Raw genomic sequence first — 20738 nt, forward strand, 5'->3', positions numbered from 1 at the left:
TCTGGCGTTTAATATAGTTACTGCCGGGAATGCCAATGGAAGTACGAAATCTGTTACGAACTCTATTGCTGACAGCACAGAAGATAGTGTGCGGAGGAAAGCAAAGGATTCCCTAGGCAATAGTGTGAGTAGGAGTGGTAGATGGGATATGACAGGAGGTGGAGGTGTAATTAATGGAAGAGAATATTCTCAACATGCAATGGAGAGAATGGCTCCAGATATACCACAGGTTAGAGCTGAATTAAGTAGACGTGCGGAAAAAATAGCAGAACAACGTGGGTATAAAGTAGGCACTAAGAACTATAATGATTTCTGTGTGAAATATGTAGACCCACGAAATATACCACCAAGTGTAATAGAGGATGCAATTGCATCTACGAAGGCTGTAGCTGGTAATAGAGCAAATACATTTATTCATGAAACAGCGGATGTTAAAATTATTATTAATTCTAGTGGAAAAGTAGTAACTGTTATATCGAAGTAGAAAGGATGTTAATATGTTTATAAAATATGATGAATCAGAGCTTTTTGAGTTTTTTGAAAGTGAACCTGCAGTTATTGGAGAAGAAGATGCAGGTGATTGGATATATACATATCAGAAAGATGATTTTAAAATAGTTTTGTTATTATCTACTTATGAAATGTATATTAAGATATCGATTTGTTATTGTGAAAATATTGTTTACACTGAAATGTTTAGCGAAATTATAGAAATTAATAAATTAGATATTAATACTATAAAAATAATTAAAAATGAGAAAAGTATACTTGTAAAAAAAGGAATACAGATAGGTGTAATTGTTGAAGAAAATTAAAAACAGTTTGTAACACAACAAGAAGAGCCAGTAGAAGTAAAAATCTACTGGCTCTTCTTATGCCCCAAATTTTATGAAATCTTATAGGAAAAATCTCCAAGTCTTCTGAAAACTTTAATGTCATCCTATTTCTTCTCCCCCGGTTCCTGTCTATGTGTTTCCCTGATCCTTCTCTTTTTTATCTATCCATGAAGCAACGGTGGTGTTTCCCTCAGAAACAGTGTCTGTCATATAGAAAAAGCCGCTGCAATCTGCACCGGCTGGAAAAAGGGAAAACAATCTATGTCAACATATAAAAATATATGGATTTCTTAGTCGAAGGCCAATACCCATACCGTTTGTAGCAGTACAGATATCGTCTTCTTTGTTGGTAAGGTCAGTATACGAAAGAATTGTGAAAGGACTGTGATTAGATGCTGAATTATTTCTAAACATTCTTAAGAAAAAGGGAGAAATCTACATAGAAAAACCCTATAAAGGAATGGCATATATCATAAAAAACGATTGGAAAAACCAGAGGGAAAAGAGTAACTTTATGTATAGAGAAGACCGCTTTTGCGGCAAAAAAAGGACGGCGAATGATCGCAGAAAAGGAGACAAGAAATGGAAATCATCAAAGAGCTACCAGAAATTTTTGAAGAATTTGCGGAACAGCGGCAGAAGTCGTTTCTGGCTGTCAAGGAGTACAAGGACAGAGGGATCCCGGTGGTAGGGGCATACTGTACTTATTTCCCAAAAGAGATCGCCATGGCGATGGGAGCAGCTACCGTAGGACTTTGCTCCATGTCGGAGGAAACTATTCCGGAGGCAGAAAAAGATCTGCCGAAGAATTTATGTCCTTTGATCAAAGCCAGTTACGGATTTGGAAAAAGCGACAAATGTCCTTTCTTCTATTTTTCCGATGTGGTAGTAGGGGAAACCACCTGTGACGGAAAAAAGAAGATGTATGAGTACATGGCAGAGTTTAAAGAGGTTTTTCTGATGGAACTGCCGAATTCTCAGAGGGAAGAGGGGCTGAAGCTCTGGACGAAAGAGATCCTCCGATTCAAAGAGTACCTGGAGGAAAAATTCGGAGTGGAGATTACGGAGGAAAAGGTAAGGGCGGCTGTTCGGGAAGAAAATGAGGTAAGAAAGGCGCTGAAAGAATTTTATGGTCTGATGCGCCACGAGCCTACGCCCATGGACAGCAAGGAGCTGTTTAGCGTGCTATATGGTTCCACCTTTAAGATGGATCGCGCGGCGGCGGCAAAGGAGATCCGCGAAGTGACGGCCAGGATCGAAAAAGAATATGCAGAAGGAAAGCGGAGAGATAAGAAGCCCAGGATCCTGATCACAGGATGTCCCATCGGCGGAGCCACAGAAAAGCTGATCCGTGCGGTGGAAGACAACGGAGGAGTGGTAGTAGCCTTTGAAAACTGTACAGGAGCAAAGGCCATCGACAGGCTGGTGGAGGAAGAGGCAGAGAACATTTATGATGCCCTTGCAGAGAGGTATCTGGCCATCGGCTGTTCCGTGATGACGCCGAACAAGAACCGGCCGGAGCTTCTGGGCCGGCTGATCGACGAATTTAAGGTAGACGGAGTGATAGAAATGGTACTGCAGGCCTGTCATACCTACAGCGTGGAAACCGGAAAGATCCGCCGGTTTGTAAATGAAGAGAAAGGACTTCCCTTTATCAGTATTGAGACCGACTACTCACAGGCGGATGTAGGACAGCTGAATACGAGAGTGGCTGCCTTTATCGAGATGTTGTAAAAAGATGAGCCCGGTGGCGGAGAGAAGCAGGAGAGTGTTTCTTTCCGCCGTTTCTGATAAGGGCGGAAATTTTGAGAGAGTTTATCAACGAGTGGGGAGAGCAAGGTGCAGCCGGGGAGAGCCGCTGCAGAAAAGGCTGGATCAAAAGCGGCGAAAAGGATGGACAAAAGCTCTGTTTGAACACACAAAGAAGAAAGGACTGTGTCTGAATGGGTGAAATGCTGGATTATGCCTGCAGGGCGAAGGAAGAGCAGAAGCTGGAGGAGGGAGAACTGGAAAAACTGGGACTTTCTCTGCCGGAGGCACATAAAAGCAAGGAAACACTGGTGGCGCTGGCAAAGGCATGGAAAGAGAAAAGAAAAGGGAAGTTTTGCGAACTGCCCTTTGACCATATGGTAGAAGCAGAAGCGATGGGAGGCGTGATCAATTACGGAGACAGTAAGGCCGGTCCCAGAGCAGGAGACTATTGCTGCCGCTCCATGGAAGAGGTACTGCAGCTTTCTGATATAGACTTTACGGCGGGACGGATCAAAGAGGTGCTGGATGCCTGCAGGATATTAAAAGAGCAGGGAGAGGCTGTGCTATTGGAAATATCAGGACCGTTTACTATTTTAAATGGATTGGTGGATCCCCGTCAGGTGTTTAAGGCCATGCGGAAGCAGCCGGAGACAGCAGATCAGGTATTTGAGAAATTAAAGCGAAATATACTGGCATTTGCAAAAAAAGCCCAGGAAGCAGGGGCAGATCTGCTGAGCTATGCGGACTCGTCCGGCGGGATCAGCATATTAGGCCCCAGACTGGGGGAAGAGGTGGCTAAAAAGTTTACGGCGCCGATGTTGAAGGAATTAAAAGACAGAAAGAAGGACATGACGGTGGTGCTTTGCCCTAAGACAGCGCTGGCTCTCGTGGGAGCGGGACTGGCAGACTGGGAGGAAATACAGGTGGCAGAAGGCCCGGTGTCCTATGGGGAGGCCTGCCTGCGGATAAGAGGAAAAGCGGATTTTACCGGGCAGATGTGCATCAAAGAGGCAGAAGAACTGCTGCAGGGGGGGAAGGTTCGGGTACTTTCCCTGAGAGAAGGATAAGATTCTCAGGCAGACAGAAATGATGACAGATCAAGGACTTCATAAAACAGAGGAGAGATGCAGACATGGAAGAAAAAATGGAATTGTTAAAAAGACTGTCGGACGGAGTGCTGGAAATGGAAGAAGAGGAAGTGGAGGAAGCCGCCAGACAGTATGTAGAAAAGGGATATCCGGCCCTGGAGGGGATCATGGGAGGGCTGGTAGATGGGATGAACCGCGCCAGCAAGCTGTATGAGGAGGAAGAGTATTTTGTGACGGACATTTTGCTGTGTTCGGATGCCATGTATGTGGGACTGGATGTACTCAGACCTTATTTGCCGGAAGAGGACGGAGAGACGAAAAAGACCGGCGTGATCGGGGTAGTGGAAGGGGACACCCATGATATCGGAAAAAATCTGGTGAAAATCATGCTGGAAACGGCAGGGTTTCGTATGATAGACCTGGGAAGAGATGTTCCCCTCAAAGCCTTTGTAGAAACAGCAAAGAAAGAAAATGCCGACTTTATCTGCCTGTCCACTTTGATGACAACCACCATGGGCGGGATGGAGGAGGTGATCCATATCCTGGAAGAAGAGGGTCTGCGAAACCGAGTCAAGGTTATGATAGGAGGCGGCCCCATTTCGCAGAAATATGCAGAGAAAATCGGAGCAGACGGGTATTCCGCAAATGCGGTAGAGGCAGTCAAACTGGCAAAACGCCTGCTGGAAACGGCGTAGGGCAGGTGACGGCAGATGACGAGAAAAGAACGATTAGAAAGAATCCTCAGACAAAAAGGCGTAGACAGAAACGCCTGTATCTGCCCCGGAGGTATGATGAATATGATTACCAGGGAGCTGATGGAAAAGGCGCAGGTCTATTTACCACAAGCCCATACCAACGCCGGACAGATGGCGGATCTTGCAAGGGCGGTCTGTGAAAATAACTGCTTTGAAAATTATGGCGTTCCGTTTTGCATGACCATAGAAGCGGAAGAAATGGGAGCAAAGGTAGATCTGGGATCGGATGTCTACGAGCCGCATGTGATCGAGTATGCCATCTCATCTGTCACGCAGTGGCAGACGCTGCCCCAGGTATCTCTGGAAACAGGAAGAAGCAAGGTGGTGCTGGACGCCATCCGTATTTTGAAGCAGGATAGGCGGGGGATTCCGGTGATAGGGAATCTTACAGGTCCGGTCAGCACGGCAAGCTCCGTGCTGGATCCGGTGGTCTTTTACAGGGAGATCCGTAAAAAGCCGAAGGAAGCGCATGCGTATATGGACTATATCACAACGCAGTTGATCCGGTTTGGGAAAGCGCAGATCGCTGCCGGAGCAGACGTTCTTGCCATTTCCGATCCCAGCGGGACAGGGGAGATCCTGGGACCGGGCTATTTTGAAGAATATGTCGTTCGGTACATGAACCGTCTGCTGGATGGGATCAGAGATGGAAAAACGGGAACGATCGTGCATATCTGCGGTCAGATGCGGTCTGTATTTTCACAGGTAGATCAGATCCAAAGCGATGCCCTAAGCTTCGATTCTATGGTTCCCATGCAGCAGGCAAAAAAACATTTGAAAGACCGGGTGTTGATGGGAAATGTAAGTACCTATGCATTGGAATTCGGAACGCCGGCCAGAGTAAGGACCCTGACCAGAAGCTGCATAGAAAACGGATCCAGTCTTTTGTCGCCGGCCTGCGGGATCGGTATGAAGGCGCCGCTTGAAAACATACAGGCAATTCTGGAGGAAGTCAATCGTTACTACGGAAGCAAGAAAGAAACGGAAGAATCAGAAGATTTGCTTGGAGGAAATGATGGCACAGATTAATATTCTTTCAACAGGAAAAAGGATCCATTGTGCAGAAGGGGAAAATCTGCTGGAAGTTTTGCTGCGGGAAGGCGTATTTCTGGAAAATCCCTGCGGTGGAAAAGGGATCTGCGGGAAATGCAAGGTGCAGATAAAAGGGGAAGGAGCCGGAGAATTATCCGCGACCGAAGGCCGGGCGCTGGGGGAGGAGGAAAAGCAGCAGGGGATCCGTCTTGCCTGTCTGACGGAAGTGGCGGGGGATCTGGAAGTTGTGCTGCTGCAAAGGGAAAGAAAGCACAAGGTATTGACCAAGGGATACCTTCCTGTGTTCAAACGGGAGCAGGGACAAAAAGGGTACGGGGTCGTTACGGATATTGGGACGACGACAGTAGTGTTGTCCCTGGTTCACCTTGCCACGGGAGAGGAGCTGGCCTCCGCTTCCATGATCAATGCGCAAAAACGGTACGGACTGGATGTTCTTACCAGGATCACCTACGAGTATGAGCACGGAGAAGAAGGGATTCAGAGGCTGCAGCAGACCATTGTAAATTCACTCAACGGGATGATCGGAGAAGTCTGCGAGGAAAGTGGCGTGGAGCGGGAAGAGATCGTGGAAATGACGGTGGCGGCGAACTGCACCATGCTTCATATGCTGATGGGAGTAGATGCCAGAAGTATTGGAAGAGCTCCCTATCATCCGGTTTTTTGTAGTGCGCAGAAACGTTTTGCAAAAGAAGTGGGGCTTAGGATGGGAAAAGATACGGTATTATATCTTCTGCCCTCCGTTTCGGCTTATGTAGGGGCGGACATTGTGGCGGGCGCATATGTTTGCGGACTGCAAAAAGAAACCAGAAAAGTGCTTTTTATAGATATCGGGACCAATGGGGAAATGGTGCTGGCGAAGGATGGAAAGCTATGGTGCTGCTCCTGCGCGGCAGGTCCGGCTTTGGAAGGGATGAATATCAGCGCCGGAATGCGGGCGGCAGAGGGAGCCATTGAAGCTGTTACCATTACAGAAGCAGGAGTTTTGCTTCAGACGATTGAGGACCAGACACCGGCAGGGATCTGTGGGAGCGGAATTCTGTCAGTAATGAAAGAGCTTCTGGAGCATCGGCTGGTAAAACGTTCCGGAGTATTTATTAAAAAAGAGAGTCTGGAGGAAGGGGACTATCGGTATCCCATGATACGAAATTGCGGGAAAAAGAGAGAATTTGTACTGGATGAATCGCAGAATATCGTAGTGACCCAGGGGGATATCAGGCAGATCCAGCTGGCGAAGGGAGCGATCCTGTCGGGAGTAAAGGCGCTGCTTCAGGCAGCGAAAATAGAAGTAGAGCAGTTGGATCAGGTAATGATAGCCGGCCAGTTTGGAGCACATCTTCCCAGAGAGTCACTGACAGGCACCGGAATATTGCCCAAAGAGGTGGAAAACAAGCTGATGTATGTAGGGAATTCTTCCAAAACGGGAGCTTATATGGCGCTGCTTTCAAAAAAAGCAAAGAAGGAAATGGAAGAGCTGGCAGAAAGGATCGAGTATATCGAGCTGGCAGAAACGGTAAATTATGAACGGCTGTTTGCTGAGTGCATGGAGTTTCCAGAGGTGAGAGTATGACATATGAAGAACTGAAAAGAGAAATGGCAAGGCAGAAAGAGGAAATGACGGCAAAGGAGCGGATGGAGGCGTATAACCGGGGAGAGGAAGTGGACTATCAGCCCTATACTCTCCAGGCGTCCGATCCGGCGATGGCGGATATTTTTGGATTTACAACGACACAATTTGGAACAGATTTTGAAGTGAAAAGTGAAGTGATCCGACGAAAAAAGGAAGAATTTGGACTGGACAGCTTTAACGTGGGATTGGGGTTAAAGACCATAGGAGGGGCGCTGGGGTCTGTACTGAAAGCGCCGGAACATGGGATCGATTATGTGGAACATCACGTCCTGCAGGATTATAAGGAGTTTGACCGACTGGAGCTGACGGATCCCTATACCAACCCGGTACTTTCCAGGATCCTGGAAAGTGCAAAGCGATTAAAAGACCGATTTCCGGATATCAGCATGACAACCAGTGTGGCAGGGCCGCTTTCTACTGCCATTGCGGTAAGACCGGTGGATCTGGTATTAAAAGATACCATAAAGCATCCGGAAATGCTGCACAAATTGCTGGATCTGGTAGTGGACTGTTCTCTGAAATGGTTTGAAGCCTTTCACAACGAATTTGGGGCGGTAGGAACCAATTTCTCCGATCCGGTCACCTGTATGGACGTCATCAGCAAAAAGCAGTTTGATATCTTTTCCCTTCCCTATATGAAAAAGCTGATTGATGGAACCAATGCGATCATGGGGAGTCGCCCGGGAGCACATATTTGCGGCAAAACGAGTCCGATCTGGTCAGACCTGGCGGATGCGGGGTTGTTTTCTTTCAGTATAGACAATTGTGAAGATCTGGAAACGGCAAAGCAGATGGTAGGAGATCGGATGCGGATCGCCGGAAATGTGCCGCCGGTAGATGTGATGCGGGAGGGCAGCATAGATGATGTGATCGCCTCCTGCATCGAATGTATGAAAAAATGTGGGGATAATCCGGCCGGGTACATCCTGAATACCGGATGCCAGCTACCCATCGGAACGCCGAAGGCGAATGTGGAAGCCTTTATCTATGCAGCAAGAAAATATGGGAGAGGCGCAAGAATGGGCAGACTTCCGAAGGGGCTGGAGGATGCGTAGAACAAAAACGTATGGAGAGAAAAAGAAAACGGGTAAATCCGCTTTCGGAAGAAAGAAAAGCTGGCTCCTACGGAAGCTGTCCGGGTTTAGTCGGGATCTGTCAGCAGTTCAAAGTAGTTCTTCCGGAAGTCAATGAGACGCTCCTGCTTCATTTTGCTCAGTTCCTTTGAAAGAGCGGTGCGGTCTACATTTAGATAGTCGGCCAGCTGCTGACGGTCAAAGGGGATGGTAAAACAATTTTTATGTGTCTTAAGAGACGTGGTGTGCAGGTATGCCAGCACACGCCCGCGGATGGTTTTGGGTGCCGTGTGAAAACTGCGCTGGGACAAAAGCAGATTTTTCTGGAAAGATAGAGACAGCAGGCTGGACAAAAATTTAAAGGCCCAGGAAGTGTTGATGGTCTGCAGCTCTTTTAAGGTACGGACAGTCAGGAACAGGATGCGGGCAGGTCTGTCTGCAGATACATCCACCAGCAGAACCTCAGAGGGGAGGAGGGCGTAGGTTTCTGCAAAAAACTGCCCTTCCCTGACCTGGCTTAGGATGGTCCGGCTGCCCCAGACGTCATTGATCTCTATGGTAACGCTTCCGGAAAGAACAAGCCCCAGCTTTTCCGTGCTGTCACCGGCATGAAAGATCAATTCTCCTTTCTGGAATTCTTTTTCCTGCGCGTTCAAAGAAGACAGGCAGGAGTGGATTTCCTCGAGAGTCATGTCCTGAAAAAGCAGCGTGTTTTGTAAAAAATGAATGTCCAAGAAAGCCTCCTTTCAAAAGGGAAGGCTGTGGGCAGAGGATCGCCTGGCCACAGCCTTTTACATGAAGGGTCTACAAAATATCTTCCCGCCTTACATATCCGGGGGATTGAGGAGAGGCAATGATCTCCTTTGCGTGGAGAACGCGGGCGTGTTTGTCTACCACCTGCGCTTCAATGTGGACACCTTCTCCCACTACAGAGTCAGGCAGGAGGATGCAGTCTTTTACGATGGCGCCCTTTTTAATGACGCAGCCACGCCCGATCACAGAGTGTTCGATGGAACCTTCGATCAGACAGCCGTTGGAAACAACGGAGTTTCTGACACTGGCCGTGTCGAAATACTGGGTGGGACAGGAGTCGTTGGTCTTGGTATAGATGGGCCAGTCCTCGTCAAACAGGCTGTCGGCCACCTTTGAGTCGATCAGGGAAAGGTTGGCGTCATAGTAGCTCTTGAAGTCAGAAATGGCGGCAAAGTATCCCCGGTGAGAAATGCCGCGAATATCCATTTCCTCACAGGCCTTATTTACAATATCCAGCAGGGAATACATGGAGGAGATCTTTTTTGCACGATAGACCAGATCTATGAAAAGCTCTTTTTTCATGACATAGGTATCCATGAAGATGTTTCGGTTTTTGGCGCTGCCCCGGTTCTGCTCGATGGAGAGAACTCCTTTTTGGCGGTTCAGATTCAGGAAGTTGCAGTTCAAAAAACTTTCTTTTGCATTATCAACCGAGTGATAGAGCAGGGTGATGTCTGCACCGGAAGCGATATGAGCCTGCAGCAAAGAATCATAATCCATGGCATAGATCATATTGTTGGGGGCGATGACTACATAAGGATAGTGCACACTTTCAATGCAGTCCATGTTCTCCAGATAAGCGGAGATATCATTGTTGTAAATATCATTGTCCATGCCGGACTCAGAAAACAGCAGATGAAGCTTTCCTCGTTTGGAGTTGATGTTGTAATGGCGGCCGGTACCCAGATGTTCAGCCAGGGAACGAGGCTTGCGCTGCACATATACCTGAATGTGATCGATACCGCTGTTGCTCATATTGGAGATGGGAAAGTCAATAATACGATAACGTCCCAGGAAAGAAAAGGCGCCGATGGGGCGATAGCTTTGCAGCCCTTTTACCTGGATCTGGGTGTTGGAAAAATTAACGATTCCAAATGCTTTTGACATATTATTCTACCCCCTTTACTTTTTTTGCGATCAGCTGGATGTTTTCGCTGTCAGGGCTTCCTACCTGGGCAGACCTGCCGATGGTGACTCCGTCTGCCACCAGAGCACGACATACGACGGCGCCCTCTTCTACCACAACGTCAGGCATCAGGACACTGTCGATCACTTTTGCGCCGGCATGGACCTTTGCACCGGTAAACAGGACAGAATGCTCTACATCTCCGTCAATGGAACATCCCTGTGTGATAAACGCGCCTTTGATATTGGCGTCAGGTCCGATGTAATGCGGCAGGGTAGAGCGGTCTTCCGTATAGATCTTCCAGGTGGGATCGTTGAGATCCAGTTCGTTGTTTTTGTTTAAAAGGTCCATGTTGGCTTCCCACAGAGAATCGATAGTCCCCACATCTTTCCAGTATCCCTTGAATTTGTATGCGTGGAGATGCTTGCCATCGGAAAGCAGCTGCGGGATAATGTCTTTTCCGAAGTCATGACTGGAGGCGCTGTCCTTCATGTCGGCGATCAAAAGCCTGCGCAGGGACTTCCAGTTAAAGATATAGATCCCCATGGATGCCAGGTTGCTCTTGGGTGTTTCCGGTTTTTCTTCAAATTCTAAAATACGGCCGGAGTCGTCTGTATTCATGATCCCGAAACGGCTGGCCTCTTTTAGAGGAACCTGGAGAACGGCGATGGTGGCGTCCGCATCATTGGCTTTGTGCTCTGCCAGCATCTTGGCGTAGTTCATTTTGTAAATGTGATCCCCTGAAAGGATCAGTACGTATTCAGGGGAATAGGTATCAATGAAATCGATGTTCTGGGAAATGGCGTCTGCCGTACCGCGATAGACATCCAGCCCTGCATCTGCTTTTTCACGAGGAGGGAGGACGTACACGCCGCTGTCACGGGCGTCCAATCCCCAGCGCCTGCCGGCAGCCACATAGCTGTTTAAGAGGATGGATTCATACTGGGTTAAAACGCCGACAACATCAATGCCGCTGTTGGCACAGTTACTGAGCGGGAAATCTACGATCCGGTATTTTCCGCCGTAGGAAACGGCGGGTTTGGCAACTTTGTTGGTCAAATCATGCAGACGAGAACCACGGCCACCCGCAAGAATCATCGCCAGCATATTGTTGTGTTTCATCGTCATAACAAATCCTCGCTTTCTTCGTGTTGTGAAAGGTTGATGCAACGAATCCTTTTTGTAGATAATCGTATATGATATTACAACATATTATACCCTTTTTTTTGAAAAATATCCACTATTTTCAGATGGAATACGATGATATTACCGAACATATCAGATTAGTATGAAATTTAATTTTAAGGAGGAGATCCCATGTACAAAAAAGACAAGATGACTTCTAATGAGAGAATGGAGGCTTTTGCGTCAGGCAGAGAATTTGACCGGATACCGGCCATGCCATTTCTGGATTCTGTTGCATGCAAATTTGCAGGAATGACACATAGGGAAAAAAGAACACTTTTGAAGGAATAGAGGGGAGGAATCTACGCAGATTTTCTCCTCTTTTTGTAAGATTCGCAGAGATCCTGTGAAAAAGAGATTTTTACGGCAAATAGAAGAGAAAAGCCGATAAGAAAATAGTTCACAAAAAGAGAAGGAGAATCTTGTGAAATCCCACTATTGAGAAGTGGATGGAAATTATATATATTACAAATATTAAGGCTGTGGGAAGGAATTATGAGACATCTGCGGTGGGAAGGAGCGAGAAATTATGTTGGAAGAATTAAAGCAAAGGGTATATGAGGCAAATATGCTGCTGCCCAGACACGGATTGGTGACGTTTACCTGGGGAAACGCCAGCGAGGTGGACAGGGAAAGTGGCCTGCTGGTGATCAAGCCCAGCGGAGTGGAGTATGAGAGGCTGACGCCGGAGGATATGGTGGTGGTCGATCTGAAGGGAAAAAAGGTGGAAGGTAAATACAATCCTTCTTCGGACACGGCGACACACGTGGTTTTATACAATCGATTCCCGGAGATCGGAGGGATCGTACACACCCATTCTTCGTGGGCAACCAGTTGGGCACAGGCGGGAAGAGATATTCCCTGTTATGGAACAACTCATGCGGATTACCTGTACGGGGATGTTCCCTGTGTGCGAAATCTTACGAAAGACGAGATTGAAGAGGATTATGAGGGAAATACAGGCGTTCTGATCGCCAACGAGTTTGCAGTCAGAGAGAAGGATTATATTGCGACCCCAGCGGTGTTGTGCAAAAATCATGGGCCATTCACCTGGGGAAAAAATGCAATGGAGGCCACGCACAACGCAGTCGTGCTGGAAGAAGTGGCGAAAATGGCGGCGAGGTGCGAAATGTTGAATCCCAGAAATGAAAGAGCTCCGCAAACCTTACAGGATAAGCATTATTACAGAAAACATGGGGCGAATGCTACCTATGGACAGAAGTAGGAGCAGGAAATGAAAAGAGAAGCATTAAAATTAGTCGTTTTTGACATGGATGGAGTGATTTTAGACAGCGAGCCATTACACGAAGGAGCCAGGCGGAGTATGTTCAGAGAACTGGGGGTGAAAGCGGATGAAAGTCTGCCCAATCCGGTGGGAACATCTGCCAGTGCGTTTTGGGGAGAGGTCATCCGGCAAAATGGAATCAAAGGATTTGATGGAGATATGCTGGAAAAAAAGCAGTATGACTGGGTGATCCAGAAAATTATCCATAACAGGCTTTCGGCAACAGAGGGGTTGCTGGATGTGATAAAAGGACTAAAACGAGAGGGAATACCAATCGCTCTGGCCTCTTCTTCCAGCAGGGATCTGGTAAATGAAGTGCTGAAATATCTGGCAATAGAAGAGTTTTTTGATATTACCATCACAGGGGATGAGGTGAAAAACAGAAAACCAGATCCGGAAATTTACCTAAAAGTGTTGGAGAAGGCGGGCGTGTGTGCAGAAAATACCATTGCGGTGGAGGATACTGTTTCGGGAGTCGGGGCGGCAACGGCAGCAGGAATCTATTGTTTTGGATATAGGAATGCAACCTCCGGAGAGCAGGATCTGTCAAAGGCGGACAGGATCATTGAAAGAATGGAAGAAATTACAGAATGGCTAAAAATATAGATATTTCTGATTAGACAAGAGAGAGCAGATAGAATAACATGAAAAGGACAGTTTTGATATCTGAAAGCGGTAGGCTGATAGCATGGGGAAAGAGCGATGTCATGCCGGCAAGAAGCATTGACCGGATCAGATATTTGACAGAAGGGCAGGAAAATCTATATGCAAAAGAAAAGGATATTGTGTTTTGGAGATTCTAATACATGGGGATATGATGCACGGACAAAAGACAGATTTCCGGAAGAGATAAGATGGACCGGCGTGATGCAGGAAAAGCTGGGATCGGATTATACGGTGATAGAGGAAGGCCTGTGCGGCAGAACGACAGTATTTGAAGATCCGCTGGTAGATGGATTAAGGGGTCTGACATACCTTTCTCCTTGTCTGCGTTCTCATGGGAGATTGGATGTGCTGATTCTTATGTTGGGGACAAATGACTGCAAGGAAAGGTTTTCGGCAACCGGACAAAATATCGCGGATGGAATGAAGCGACTGGTATGTCTGGCGCAGGAACTGGAAGTATGGGAAGAAGCGCCGAAGATTCTGGTGGTGGCACCGGCGCCTATCCGAAAAGAGTGCGAATCTTCCTTCGTAGCAGGAGAGATGGGGATCTGCAGTGAGAAGTCAGAAAAACTGGCAAAACTGTATCAGGAATGTGCCAAAGAGTGTGGCTGTGATTTTTTTGATGCAGCATCCTGTGTACAGATGAATAGTGTGGATTATATGCATCTGGACGAGGAAGGGCATAGCATTTTGGGAAACAGGCTGGCAGAGGAGTTGAAAGAAAGATACGGGAACCACAGAAGCAGTTGAAGAAACAGCTGTCAGGATCTGGCGTATAGGATAAATGTATTGAAATGATATACGTTTAGATGAGTGATGTCCGAATAATACTTAAGAAATTGCATATAGAAATTTGATTTATATACAAGAAAACGGCTGTTCGCACAGGTTGCGGACAGCCGTTTCGCATGAATGAAATACCGGTGTTGGCGGTAGAAGTGGACAGACCTGCAGTTGTGTGTATCATATCCCCTTTCAAAATCAAGGTGAGGCAAGAGAAAGGAAAAAGAAAGAAAAAAATAAATTTCATGAAAAGAAAAACAAAAAGCAAAATGCACAAAAATATAAAAATAAAACTATACAAAATATATAATTCACCCATGCATATAAGAAATAAACTTGACTTTATGAAATAAAATTTTATAATGGGGCTATAAAAAAGAATTCGTGAAATAAAAATTCACGAAACCTGCCTTGATTTATGGGCCCGTCAGGCAGAAAACACTGGTAAAGGAAACAGACATACAAAAAGGAGGACAAAACATGAGAAATGGAATGAAAAAGTTTTTATCCACACTTGTGATCTGCGCGATGGGGATTTCCCTGATTGCCTGTGGAAGCAAAGGAAACGGAGAAAAAAAGGATTCTGAAGGCAAAAATACGACCATTAAATTTCAACAGTGGTGGGGAGTGGAACTCCCGGAAGGGTATCTGGATAAAGTGGCAAAAGATTTTGAAAAAGATACCGGAATTAAAGTGGAACTGATCAGTGCGCCTTGGGCAGACACGAAAACGGCGATTACGGCCGGAGCGACAAACAAGACGATCGCAGATGTGGTAAGCGTAGACGGGGCGTGGCTTGCAGAGTTTGCAGATATGGGAATTCTGGCGGATGTAGAGGAAGCGGGAGTAAAAACAGATCTGGCAAACGATGTGTGGAAACTGGAGGGGAAGTCCTACGTAGTTCCAGTCAATAATTTTGCATACCCCCTTTATGCCAACATGGACATTCTGGAAAAAGCAGGAGTGACGGAGATTCCCCAGACCTGGAGTGAGTTTACAGAAGCTTGTAAAAAGGTAAAGGAGGCAGGATATTCCGCATTTGCACTGAATCTGGGAACTACGAATGCAAACGGCATCCAGAATGTATTCATGGGAACCGGATGGGGTTCAGGAATCGCACTAAAAAATGAAGACGGAAAGTATGCGGTAGAAGGAAATCAGGAACTCAAGGAGTTGGCAGAATTTTTCAAAGCTCTGAATGAGGCAGGCGTGCTGTATCCGGGAATGGCGACGCTGGAAGAATCTGAGATGACGAGCAATTTTGCGGCAGGAAACTGTGCGTTTACTCTGGCATCAGCAGCAACGATGTCCAATTTTGAAAAGCTGAACTTTAAAGCAGTAACCGTTCCGGTAAAAGATGGTTACGAAGGAGAAAAAGGAATTTGTTATGCAAGCTGGGCGGTAGGAATCAGCGAAGCAAGCGAAAATAAGGAAGCTGCAGCTAAGTTTATCAACTATCTTCTGGGAGGAAAAGACGGAAAGGACGGAACGATTTCCGCAGGATTGGCGTCCACCATGTCTGCCTTCCCCAACAGCAAGATTGCAGAGCCGGATTACAGCGATGCACCGGAGCAGTTCCGTGAATTTTATGAGGAATACAAAAAGGGGCATGTGATCAATGAATTTATCGGCCTTCCCAATGCGTCTTCTGTGATGACATCCATGACGAATGACCTGGTAAAATATTTAGACGGCGATATGGAAACGGATACGATGCTGACAAACTGGCAGAAATACTTAGAAGAAGCAGGAAAGTAATAACCACCTGAAAAAATTTTTCTGTCGCATATCTGTAAGGGGATCTGTCCGGGAGGGTGACAGCAGCGCCTGTCCCGGACAGAGTCCGATAACTGGGAAATTAAGAAAGGAAGGAGGAAGTTACATTGAAATCAGCTGCACAAAGATCTGCACCATATCGATACCTTGCTCCTACGCTGGTTCTGATGACGGTCTTTTTGGTTCTGCCTATCGGCATGGTGATAAAATATTCCTTTTTAGACCGGGCAGTCGTATCCAGTACTCCTGCTTTTGTGGGGATAAAAAACTATCTGACACTATTTGCAGACCGGCAGTTTTGGAGTGCAGTGTCGCACACGATCATTTTTGTGGCGGTCAGTGTAGTCGCACATCTGATTCTGGGAATGGTATTTGCATTGCTTCTAAACTCGCACTATTTTCGGATGCGGACCAAATCCATCGCAAGAGTAATTTATATCCTGCCGTGGGTATTCACCGCTTCTGTCGTGGCGATCCTGTGGAAACTGATGCTGCAGCCATCGGGGATCGTCAATTATCTCTTGTCGTTTCTTCCACAGATTTCAAGAAATACGGAATGGCTAAGCAATGAAAAAACAGCGCTGGCTACCGTTTGTTTTATCAATATCTGGTGCGGCTATCCGTTTTACATGATCAGTATTCTGGCGGGGCTGCAGGGGATTTCGGGAGATTTGTATGAGAGCGCGGCGATTGACGGAGCAACCATGACAAAACGCTTTTTCTACATCACGATCCCTCAGCTGCGTCCAATCCTCATTAGCATTGCAATGCTGGACTTCATATGGACCTTGCAGTCATTTAATGTAATCTGGATGCTGACCGGAGGAGGACCGGTGAATTCTACGGAAATGCTTAGTATCTACATCTACAAGCAGGCGTTCCAAAAGGTAGACTACAGCATGGCCGGGGCAACTGCCACCGTTCTTCTTGTTGTTTCTGTCGTGATAGCCGTTTTTTATGTTCGGCAGCAAAAGAAAGTGAGGAGTTGACTATGATAGGAAGTTATAAGCCATGGATGAAAGTGGTTTCCAGTATTCTACTGGTAATAGGAGGAATCTTTGCGGCGTTTCCTATTTTATGGATGGTCTGTTCTTCCTTTAAGGCGAACGAAGCGATTTTTTCCTGGCCACCTAAATTTATAGATAAAACGGCAGGCGTACATGCATACCTTGAGGTATTGACCGATCCGGAAAAAATCCGGTTCTTCATAAATAGTTACATTGTGGCGGGCTGTGTGGTGGCGGTGACATTGTTTATCGGGATTCTGGCAGCCTATGGATTCAGCCGGTTTGAGTTTCCGGGGAAAGAATTGTTTAATTCCATCGTGGTTGGGGTGCAGGCAATTCCTCCGATCGTTCTTTTGATTCCTTACATGGGAATGATCGTTGCAATGAAATTGTTTGACACATATCTGGCTCTGATTCTGACGTATCTGGTGATGACGCTGCCATACTGTATTCTGATGATGACCGGATATTTCAACACGCTGTCAAGAGAACTGGATGAAGCGGTGCTGGTAGACGGAGGATCCAGATGGAAGGCGCTCTGGTCGATCCTGGTGCCGATTTCTCTTCCTGGAATGGTGTCGGTTGCAATGTATACGTTTATGCAGGCGTGGAACGAATATCTGTTCGCGTTGGCACTGACCCAATCTACCAGCATGAGGACGGTGCCTATCGGAATTAACCTTTTGATGGGGCAGCACGGGTATGACTGGAGCCAGATGATGGCTATGAGCGTACTGGGTTCTGTGCCGGTACTGGTATTGTTCCTGTTTTTCCAAAAATATTTTATTGCGGGCATGTCGTCCGGAGGCGTAAAAGGATAGGAGAGAGCAGGATGAAAAGAGAAATAGGACTGGGCTTTCACACCTGCGTGGATTATGAACTGGTGTGGGATACAGAGAAAATAAAGGAAAAAATCAGAAGGTTGGATATCCGGAAAAAAGATGTGCAAAGAAGGACGGAGGCTTCCGATGAGAAGCAACTGTGGGGAGGGATCCTCTATTATCTGGAGCACGGAGTCGGTGGGGAAATCGTTCCGGAAACAGAAGAATTATGCGAAAAACTGGGAGAATCGTTCGTCTATCAAGTAACGCTGGGAGGTACCGCGACACGTGCAGCCATTGCGCTTGGCCGGCTGGAGGTTCCCAGCATATTGCAGACAAGCTGCAACAACCATTATGTCAGGGATCTCATGCCCGGGCAGGTGCAGATCTGTTCGGACATGAAAGAAGAACAGAAAATCTATCCGCATGTAGTCCTGCAATGTGAGGCCGGAGTACGGATCCAAGAGGGGGAAATTTGTTTTATTACACCGCGGGAAAACCGGATACTGATTTCCAGAGACGCCACCAGCCTGAAAATGGATATTCGTCCGGACGGGTTCGGAAAAGAATTAAAACATGTAAAAATATTTTTGCTGGGAAGCTTTAGCCAGATTTTGGAGGAAGATTTTTTGGAAGAAGCTTTGGAAAGAACAAATCAGCTGTTAAAAAAGCTTCCGGAAGATGCGGTAGTGATCATGGAAGATGGGTGCTATGTAAAAAAGAAATTTCGCCAAAGAGTGCATCAGGCACTGGCACATCGGATCGATGTACTGAGTATGAACGAGGATGAGTTGGCGGAGTTTGTGGGAGAAAAGGTCGATGTTTTAAACAGGCAGCAAGTGGCAGAGGCAGTGGAGACGGCATATAAAGAGGTGCAGGTAAAGACAATGGTAGTACACTCATCTGCCTGGGCGCTGGCTGTTGGGACACAGGCAAAAAATCTGCAAGAGGCGCTGGAATGCGGCGTTGCTCTGGCGGGAACACGATTTCGTAAAGGAGATGGCATTACAAAAGCGGAATTTGAAAAAACGCGGCAAATGCAGGAAAAGGTGGAGAGCCAAAAATTTCTGGAAGAAATAAAAGGGTTGATAGAAGAGGACATAGAAGGAGTGGCCTGCAAGGAGCTTTCCTGCGTGGAAACGCCGACCGTGGTAGGGTTGGGAGACGCTTTTGCGGGAGGGCTGCTTTATGGACTCTGGCAGAAATGGCAAAACAAAAGAGGTGACAAAGATGTATGAGACGACGAAGAACCTGATGCATATGGCGAAGAAACAGCATACGGCGGTGATTGCCTTTATCTGTATGGATTATACCATGGCAAGAGCGGTGGCGTATGGGGCGGAAGCTGCCGGAAAGCCTGCCATCATTATGCTGTATCCGGATCATGTGAAAACCTTTCATACTGCGGGATTTGCCGGGTACGCAAAAATGGCGAAGGAACTGGCAGAAGAGGTGAGTGTTCCGGTAGGGTTCCATTGTGATCATGATTTTTCCAAGGAGGGAGTTTTGCGCACGGCAGAAGCAGGGTTTGACTCTGTAATGATGGATGCGTCAGAGTATGACCTGGAGGAAAATATACGGCGCACCGGAGAGGTGGTAGAACAGCTGCATGAAAAAGGAGTGTCTGTAGAAGGAGAGATCGGACATGTGGGACTGGCCTGCGAGGGGCAGGAAACGCAGAAAGATCTTTATACAAAGCCGGAGGCAGCCAGAAAGTTTTGTGAAGAAACAAAGGTAGATGCCCTGGCGATTTCTATTGGAAATGCACATGGGGCATATAAAGAAACACCGCAGTTGGATATGGAGCGGCTAGAAGCTATTGCGGAGGCGACCGATACGCCGTTGGTGCTACATGGCGGAAGTGGAATACCGGATGAACAGCTTCAGGAAGCCTTTGAAAAGGGAATCTGTAAGTTTAATCTGGGGACAGACTACCTGGCCCGATACTATGAGGCAGTGGAAGACTTTATAAAAGAAAGTAAAGAAAAGAAAGATCCTGTTAAAGTGATCGAGATGCCGGAGTTTGTAATAAAGAGACTGACCCCTTATGTGGAGGAACGGCTGAGAACTCTGTGCAAATTTGAATAAATGAGGGAAAAGTGTTGTGTTTTTGAAAAGCGGCGATTATCATGGAATCGTAGTATAACATGAGAGTTCCTGCATCATTTTTTAAAACAGAACATAAAATAAAAAGGAAAAAGATGGAGGACAAAAAGATGTTGATGAACATGAAGGAAATTTTGACGGTGGCAAAGAAAAACGGATTCGCGATTCCGGCATTCAATATTTCGGATTATGCCATGTTTTTGGGAATCATGGAAGTTTGCGAGGAGACAAATTCTCCGGTGATCCTTGAGATTCATCCGGATGAATTGAAATTTATCGGAAATGAAATGGTGCTTGCCATTCGTGAAAAAGCGATTCACTCTAAGGTGCCTGTATGTATCCATCTGGATCATTGCAGCGATTTTTCTGTGATCGTGCGTGCTATTTGCGCCGGATTTACATCCGTGATGTTTGATGGGGCAGAACTTCCTTTCGAAGAGAATATTTCGGGAACGAAGAAAGTGATAGAAATCGCTCATGCAGCGGGGGTTTCTGTGGAAGCAGAACTGGGGACCATCGGTTCTACAGATCCTGCAGATTTTGAGGGAGGAACTGCGCAGATCATTTACACGGATCCGAAAGATGCGGAAACATTTGTGGCGGAAACGGGGGTAGACACACTGGCGGTTGCCATCGGAACCTGCCATGGCCTGTACCCGGCCGGAATGAAGCCGGAATTAAAGCTGGATATCCTGAAAGCGATCGAAGAACGGGTAAGTATTCCTCTGGTGCTGCACGGAGGATCCAACAATCCGGATGAAGAAATTGGAAAAGCAGTGGAAATCGGGATCCAGAAGATCAACATTTCTTCAGATATTAAGGTGGCGTATTTCCAGAAAATGCGAGAAGTGCTGAAGGATGAGAGCCTAAGGGAACCAAATGTGATCGAACCTTTGTGTATGGAAGCAATGAAAGCGTGTGCGAAAAATAAACTGGCATTGTTTCGGACACTCGGCCAGGGAGACAAATACTGCTAAAGAGTTGGC

The 20738-nt window shown here is 46.8% G+C and carries 21 protein-coding genes; 18 read left to right on the plus strand and 3 right to left on the minus strand.

Going from position 1 to position 20738, the window contains the following annotated elements:
* The 8 genes from SOW26_RS05275 to SOW26_RS05310 form a co-directional block, all read left to right on the plus strand.
* Positions 1 to 484, plus strand: a 484-nt coding sequence (locus tag SOW26_RS05275) for a hypothetical protein (RefSeq protein ID WP_276958741.1), incomplete at its 5' end; no start/stop codon positions are given.
* Positions 485 to 497: 13 nt separating this feature from the next.
* Complete coding sequence (locus SOW26_RS05280; RefSeq protein ID WP_276958742.1) at positions 498 to 815, plus strand: hypothetical protein; 318 nt, start codon at positions 498 to 500, stop codon at positions 813 to 815.
* Positions 816 to 1418: 603 nt separating this feature from the next.
* Complete coding sequence (locus SOW26_RS05285; RefSeq protein WP_320652017.1) at positions 1419 to 2570, plus strand: double-cubane-cluster-containing anaerobic reductase; 1152 nt, start codon at positions 1419 to 1421, stop codon at positions 2568 to 2570.
* 209 nt (positions 2571 to 2779) lie between these two features.
* Positions 2780 to 3655 (plus strand): uroporphyrinogen decarboxylase family protein, encoded by an 876-nt coding sequence (locus SOW26_RS05290; protein ID WP_320652018.1) that lies wholly within the window; start codon positions 2780 to 2782, stop codon positions 3653 to 3655.
* A 65-nt stretch (positions 3656 to 3720) separates the two neighbouring features.
* Positions 3721 to 4371, plus strand: coding sequence for a corrinoid protein (locus SOW26_RS05295; protein WP_154477587.1), 651 nt, complete (start codon positions 3721 to 3723; stop codon positions 4369 to 4371).
* A gap of 15 nt (positions 4372 to 4386) precedes the next feature.
* On the plus strand, positions 4387 to 5460 hold the full coding sequence (locus SOW26_RS05300) for a uroporphyrinogen decarboxylase family protein (protein WP_276958744.1): 1074 nt from the start codon (positions 4387 to 4389) through the stop codon (positions 5458 to 5460).
* Positions 5447 to 7051 carry an ASKHA domain-containing protein gene (locus tag SOW26_RS05305; RefSeq protein WP_154477590.1) on the plus strand — a complete coding sequence of 535 codons (1605 nt, stop codon included), beginning with the start codon at positions 5447 to 5449 and terminating at the stop codon, positions 7049 to 7051. The genes SOW26_RS05300 and SOW26_RS05305 overlap by 14 nt, the downstream gene beginning before the upstream one ends.
* Complete coding sequence (locus tag SOW26_RS05310; protein WP_320652019.1) at positions 7048 to 8166, plus strand: uroporphyrinogen decarboxylase family protein; 1119 nt, start codon at positions 7048 to 7050, stop codon at positions 8164 to 8166. The genes SOW26_RS05305 and SOW26_RS05310 overlap by 4 nt, the downstream gene beginning before the upstream one ends.
* An 86-nt stretch (positions 8167 to 8252) precedes the next feature.
* On the opposite strand, the gene SOW26_RS05315 is transcribed toward SOW26_RS05310, so the two are convergent.
* The 3 genes from SOW26_RS05315 to SOW26_RS05325 form a co-directional block, all read right to left on the minus strand.
* Positions 8253 to 8918 (minus strand): Crp/Fnr family transcriptional regulator, encoded by a 666-nt coding sequence (locus tag SOW26_RS05315; RefSeq protein ID WP_276958746.1) that lies wholly within the window; start codon positions 8916 to 8918, stop codon positions 8253 to 8255.
* Positions 8919 to 8988: 70 nt separating this feature from the next.
* Positions 8989 to 10104, minus strand: a complete 1116-nt coding sequence (gene glgD / locus SOW26_RS05320) for a glucose-1-phosphate adenylyltransferase subunit GlgD (RefSeq protein WP_276958747.1) — start codon at positions 10102 to 10104, stop codon at positions 8989 to 8991.
* Between the two features lies 1 nt (position 10105).
* On the minus strand, positions 10106 to 11245 hold the full coding sequence (locus SOW26_RS05325; RefSeq protein ID WP_154478855.1) for a glucose-1-phosphate adenylyltransferase: 1140 nt from the start codon (positions 11243 to 11245) through the stop codon (positions 10106 to 10108).
* Positions 11246 to 11440: 195 nt separating this feature from the next.
* Here SOW26_RS05325 and SOW26_RS05330 point away from each other — a divergent pair, with 195 nt between their 5' ends.
* The 10 genes from SOW26_RS05330 (at position 11441) to SOW26_RS05375 (ending at position 20729) form a co-directional block, all read left to right on the plus strand.
* Positions 11441 to 11599, plus strand: a complete 159-nt coding sequence (locus tag SOW26_RS05330; RefSeq protein WP_276958748.1) for a hypothetical protein — start codon at positions 11441 to 11443, stop codon at positions 11597 to 11599.
* A 238-nt stretch (positions 11600 to 11837) separates the two neighbouring features.
* Positions 11838 to 12533 (plus strand): L-ribulose-5-phosphate 4-epimerase, encoded by a 696-nt coding sequence (locus SOW26_RS05335; RefSeq protein ID WP_154477600.1) that lies wholly within the window; start codon positions 11838 to 11840, stop codon positions 12531 to 12533.
* A gap of 9 nt (positions 12534 to 12542) precedes the next feature.
* Positions 12543 to 13199: an HAD family hydrolase gene (locus tag SOW26_RS05340; RefSeq protein WP_320652020.1), complete on the plus strand. Its 657-nt coding sequence runs from the start codon at positions 12543 to 12545 to the stop codon at positions 13197 to 13199.
* Between the two features lie 159 nt (positions 13200 to 13358).
* Complete coding sequence (locus SOW26_RS05345) at positions 13359 to 14009, plus strand: SGNH/GDSL hydrolase family protein (protein ID WP_276960003.1); 651 nt, start codon at positions 13359 to 13361, stop codon at positions 14007 to 14009.
* A 513-nt stretch (positions 14010 to 14522) separates the two neighbouring features.
* Positions 14523 to 15800: an ABC transporter substrate-binding protein gene (locus tag SOW26_RS05350; RefSeq protein WP_276960002.1), complete on the plus strand. Its 1278-nt coding sequence runs from the start codon at positions 14523 to 14525 to the stop codon at positions 15798 to 15800.
* Between the two features lie 125 nt (positions 15801 to 15925).
* On the plus strand, positions 15926 to 16807 hold the full coding sequence (locus SOW26_RS05355; protein ID WP_276960001.1) for a carbohydrate ABC transporter permease: 882 nt from the start codon (positions 15926 to 15928) through the stop codon (positions 16805 to 16807).
* Positions 16808 to 16809: 2 nt separating this feature from the next.
* Positions 16810 to 17646, plus strand: a complete 837-nt coding sequence (locus tag SOW26_RS05360; protein ID WP_154477610.1) for a carbohydrate ABC transporter permease — start codon at positions 16810 to 16812, stop codon at positions 17644 to 17646.
* Positions 17647 to 17657: 11 nt separating this feature from the next.
* Entirely contained in the window at positions 17658 to 18884 is a 1227-nt protein-coding gene (locus SOW26_RS05365; protein WP_276960000.1) for an ADP-dependent glucokinase/phosphofructokinase, read from the plus strand.
* Entirely contained in the window at positions 18835 to 19734 is a 900-nt protein-coding gene (locus tag SOW26_RS05370; RefSeq protein WP_235899366.1) for a class II fructose-bisphosphate aldolase, read from the plus strand. The genes SOW26_RS05365 and SOW26_RS05370 overlap by 50 nt, the downstream gene beginning before the upstream one ends.
* 128 nt (positions 19735 to 19862) lie before the next feature.
* Positions 19863 to 20729: a ketose-bisphosphate aldolase gene (locus SOW26_RS05375; protein ID WP_154477614.1), complete on the plus strand. Its 867-nt coding sequence runs from the start codon at positions 19863 to 19865 to the stop codon at positions 20727 to 20729.
* Positions 20730 to 20738: the final 9 nt, after the last annotated feature.

The sequence above is a fragment of the Suipraeoptans intestinalis genome (genome assembly GCF_034091795.1).
GTDB classification, from domain to species: domain Bacteria; phylum Bacillota; class Clostridia; order Lachnospirales; family Lachnospiraceae; genus Suipraeoptans; species Suipraeoptans intestinalis.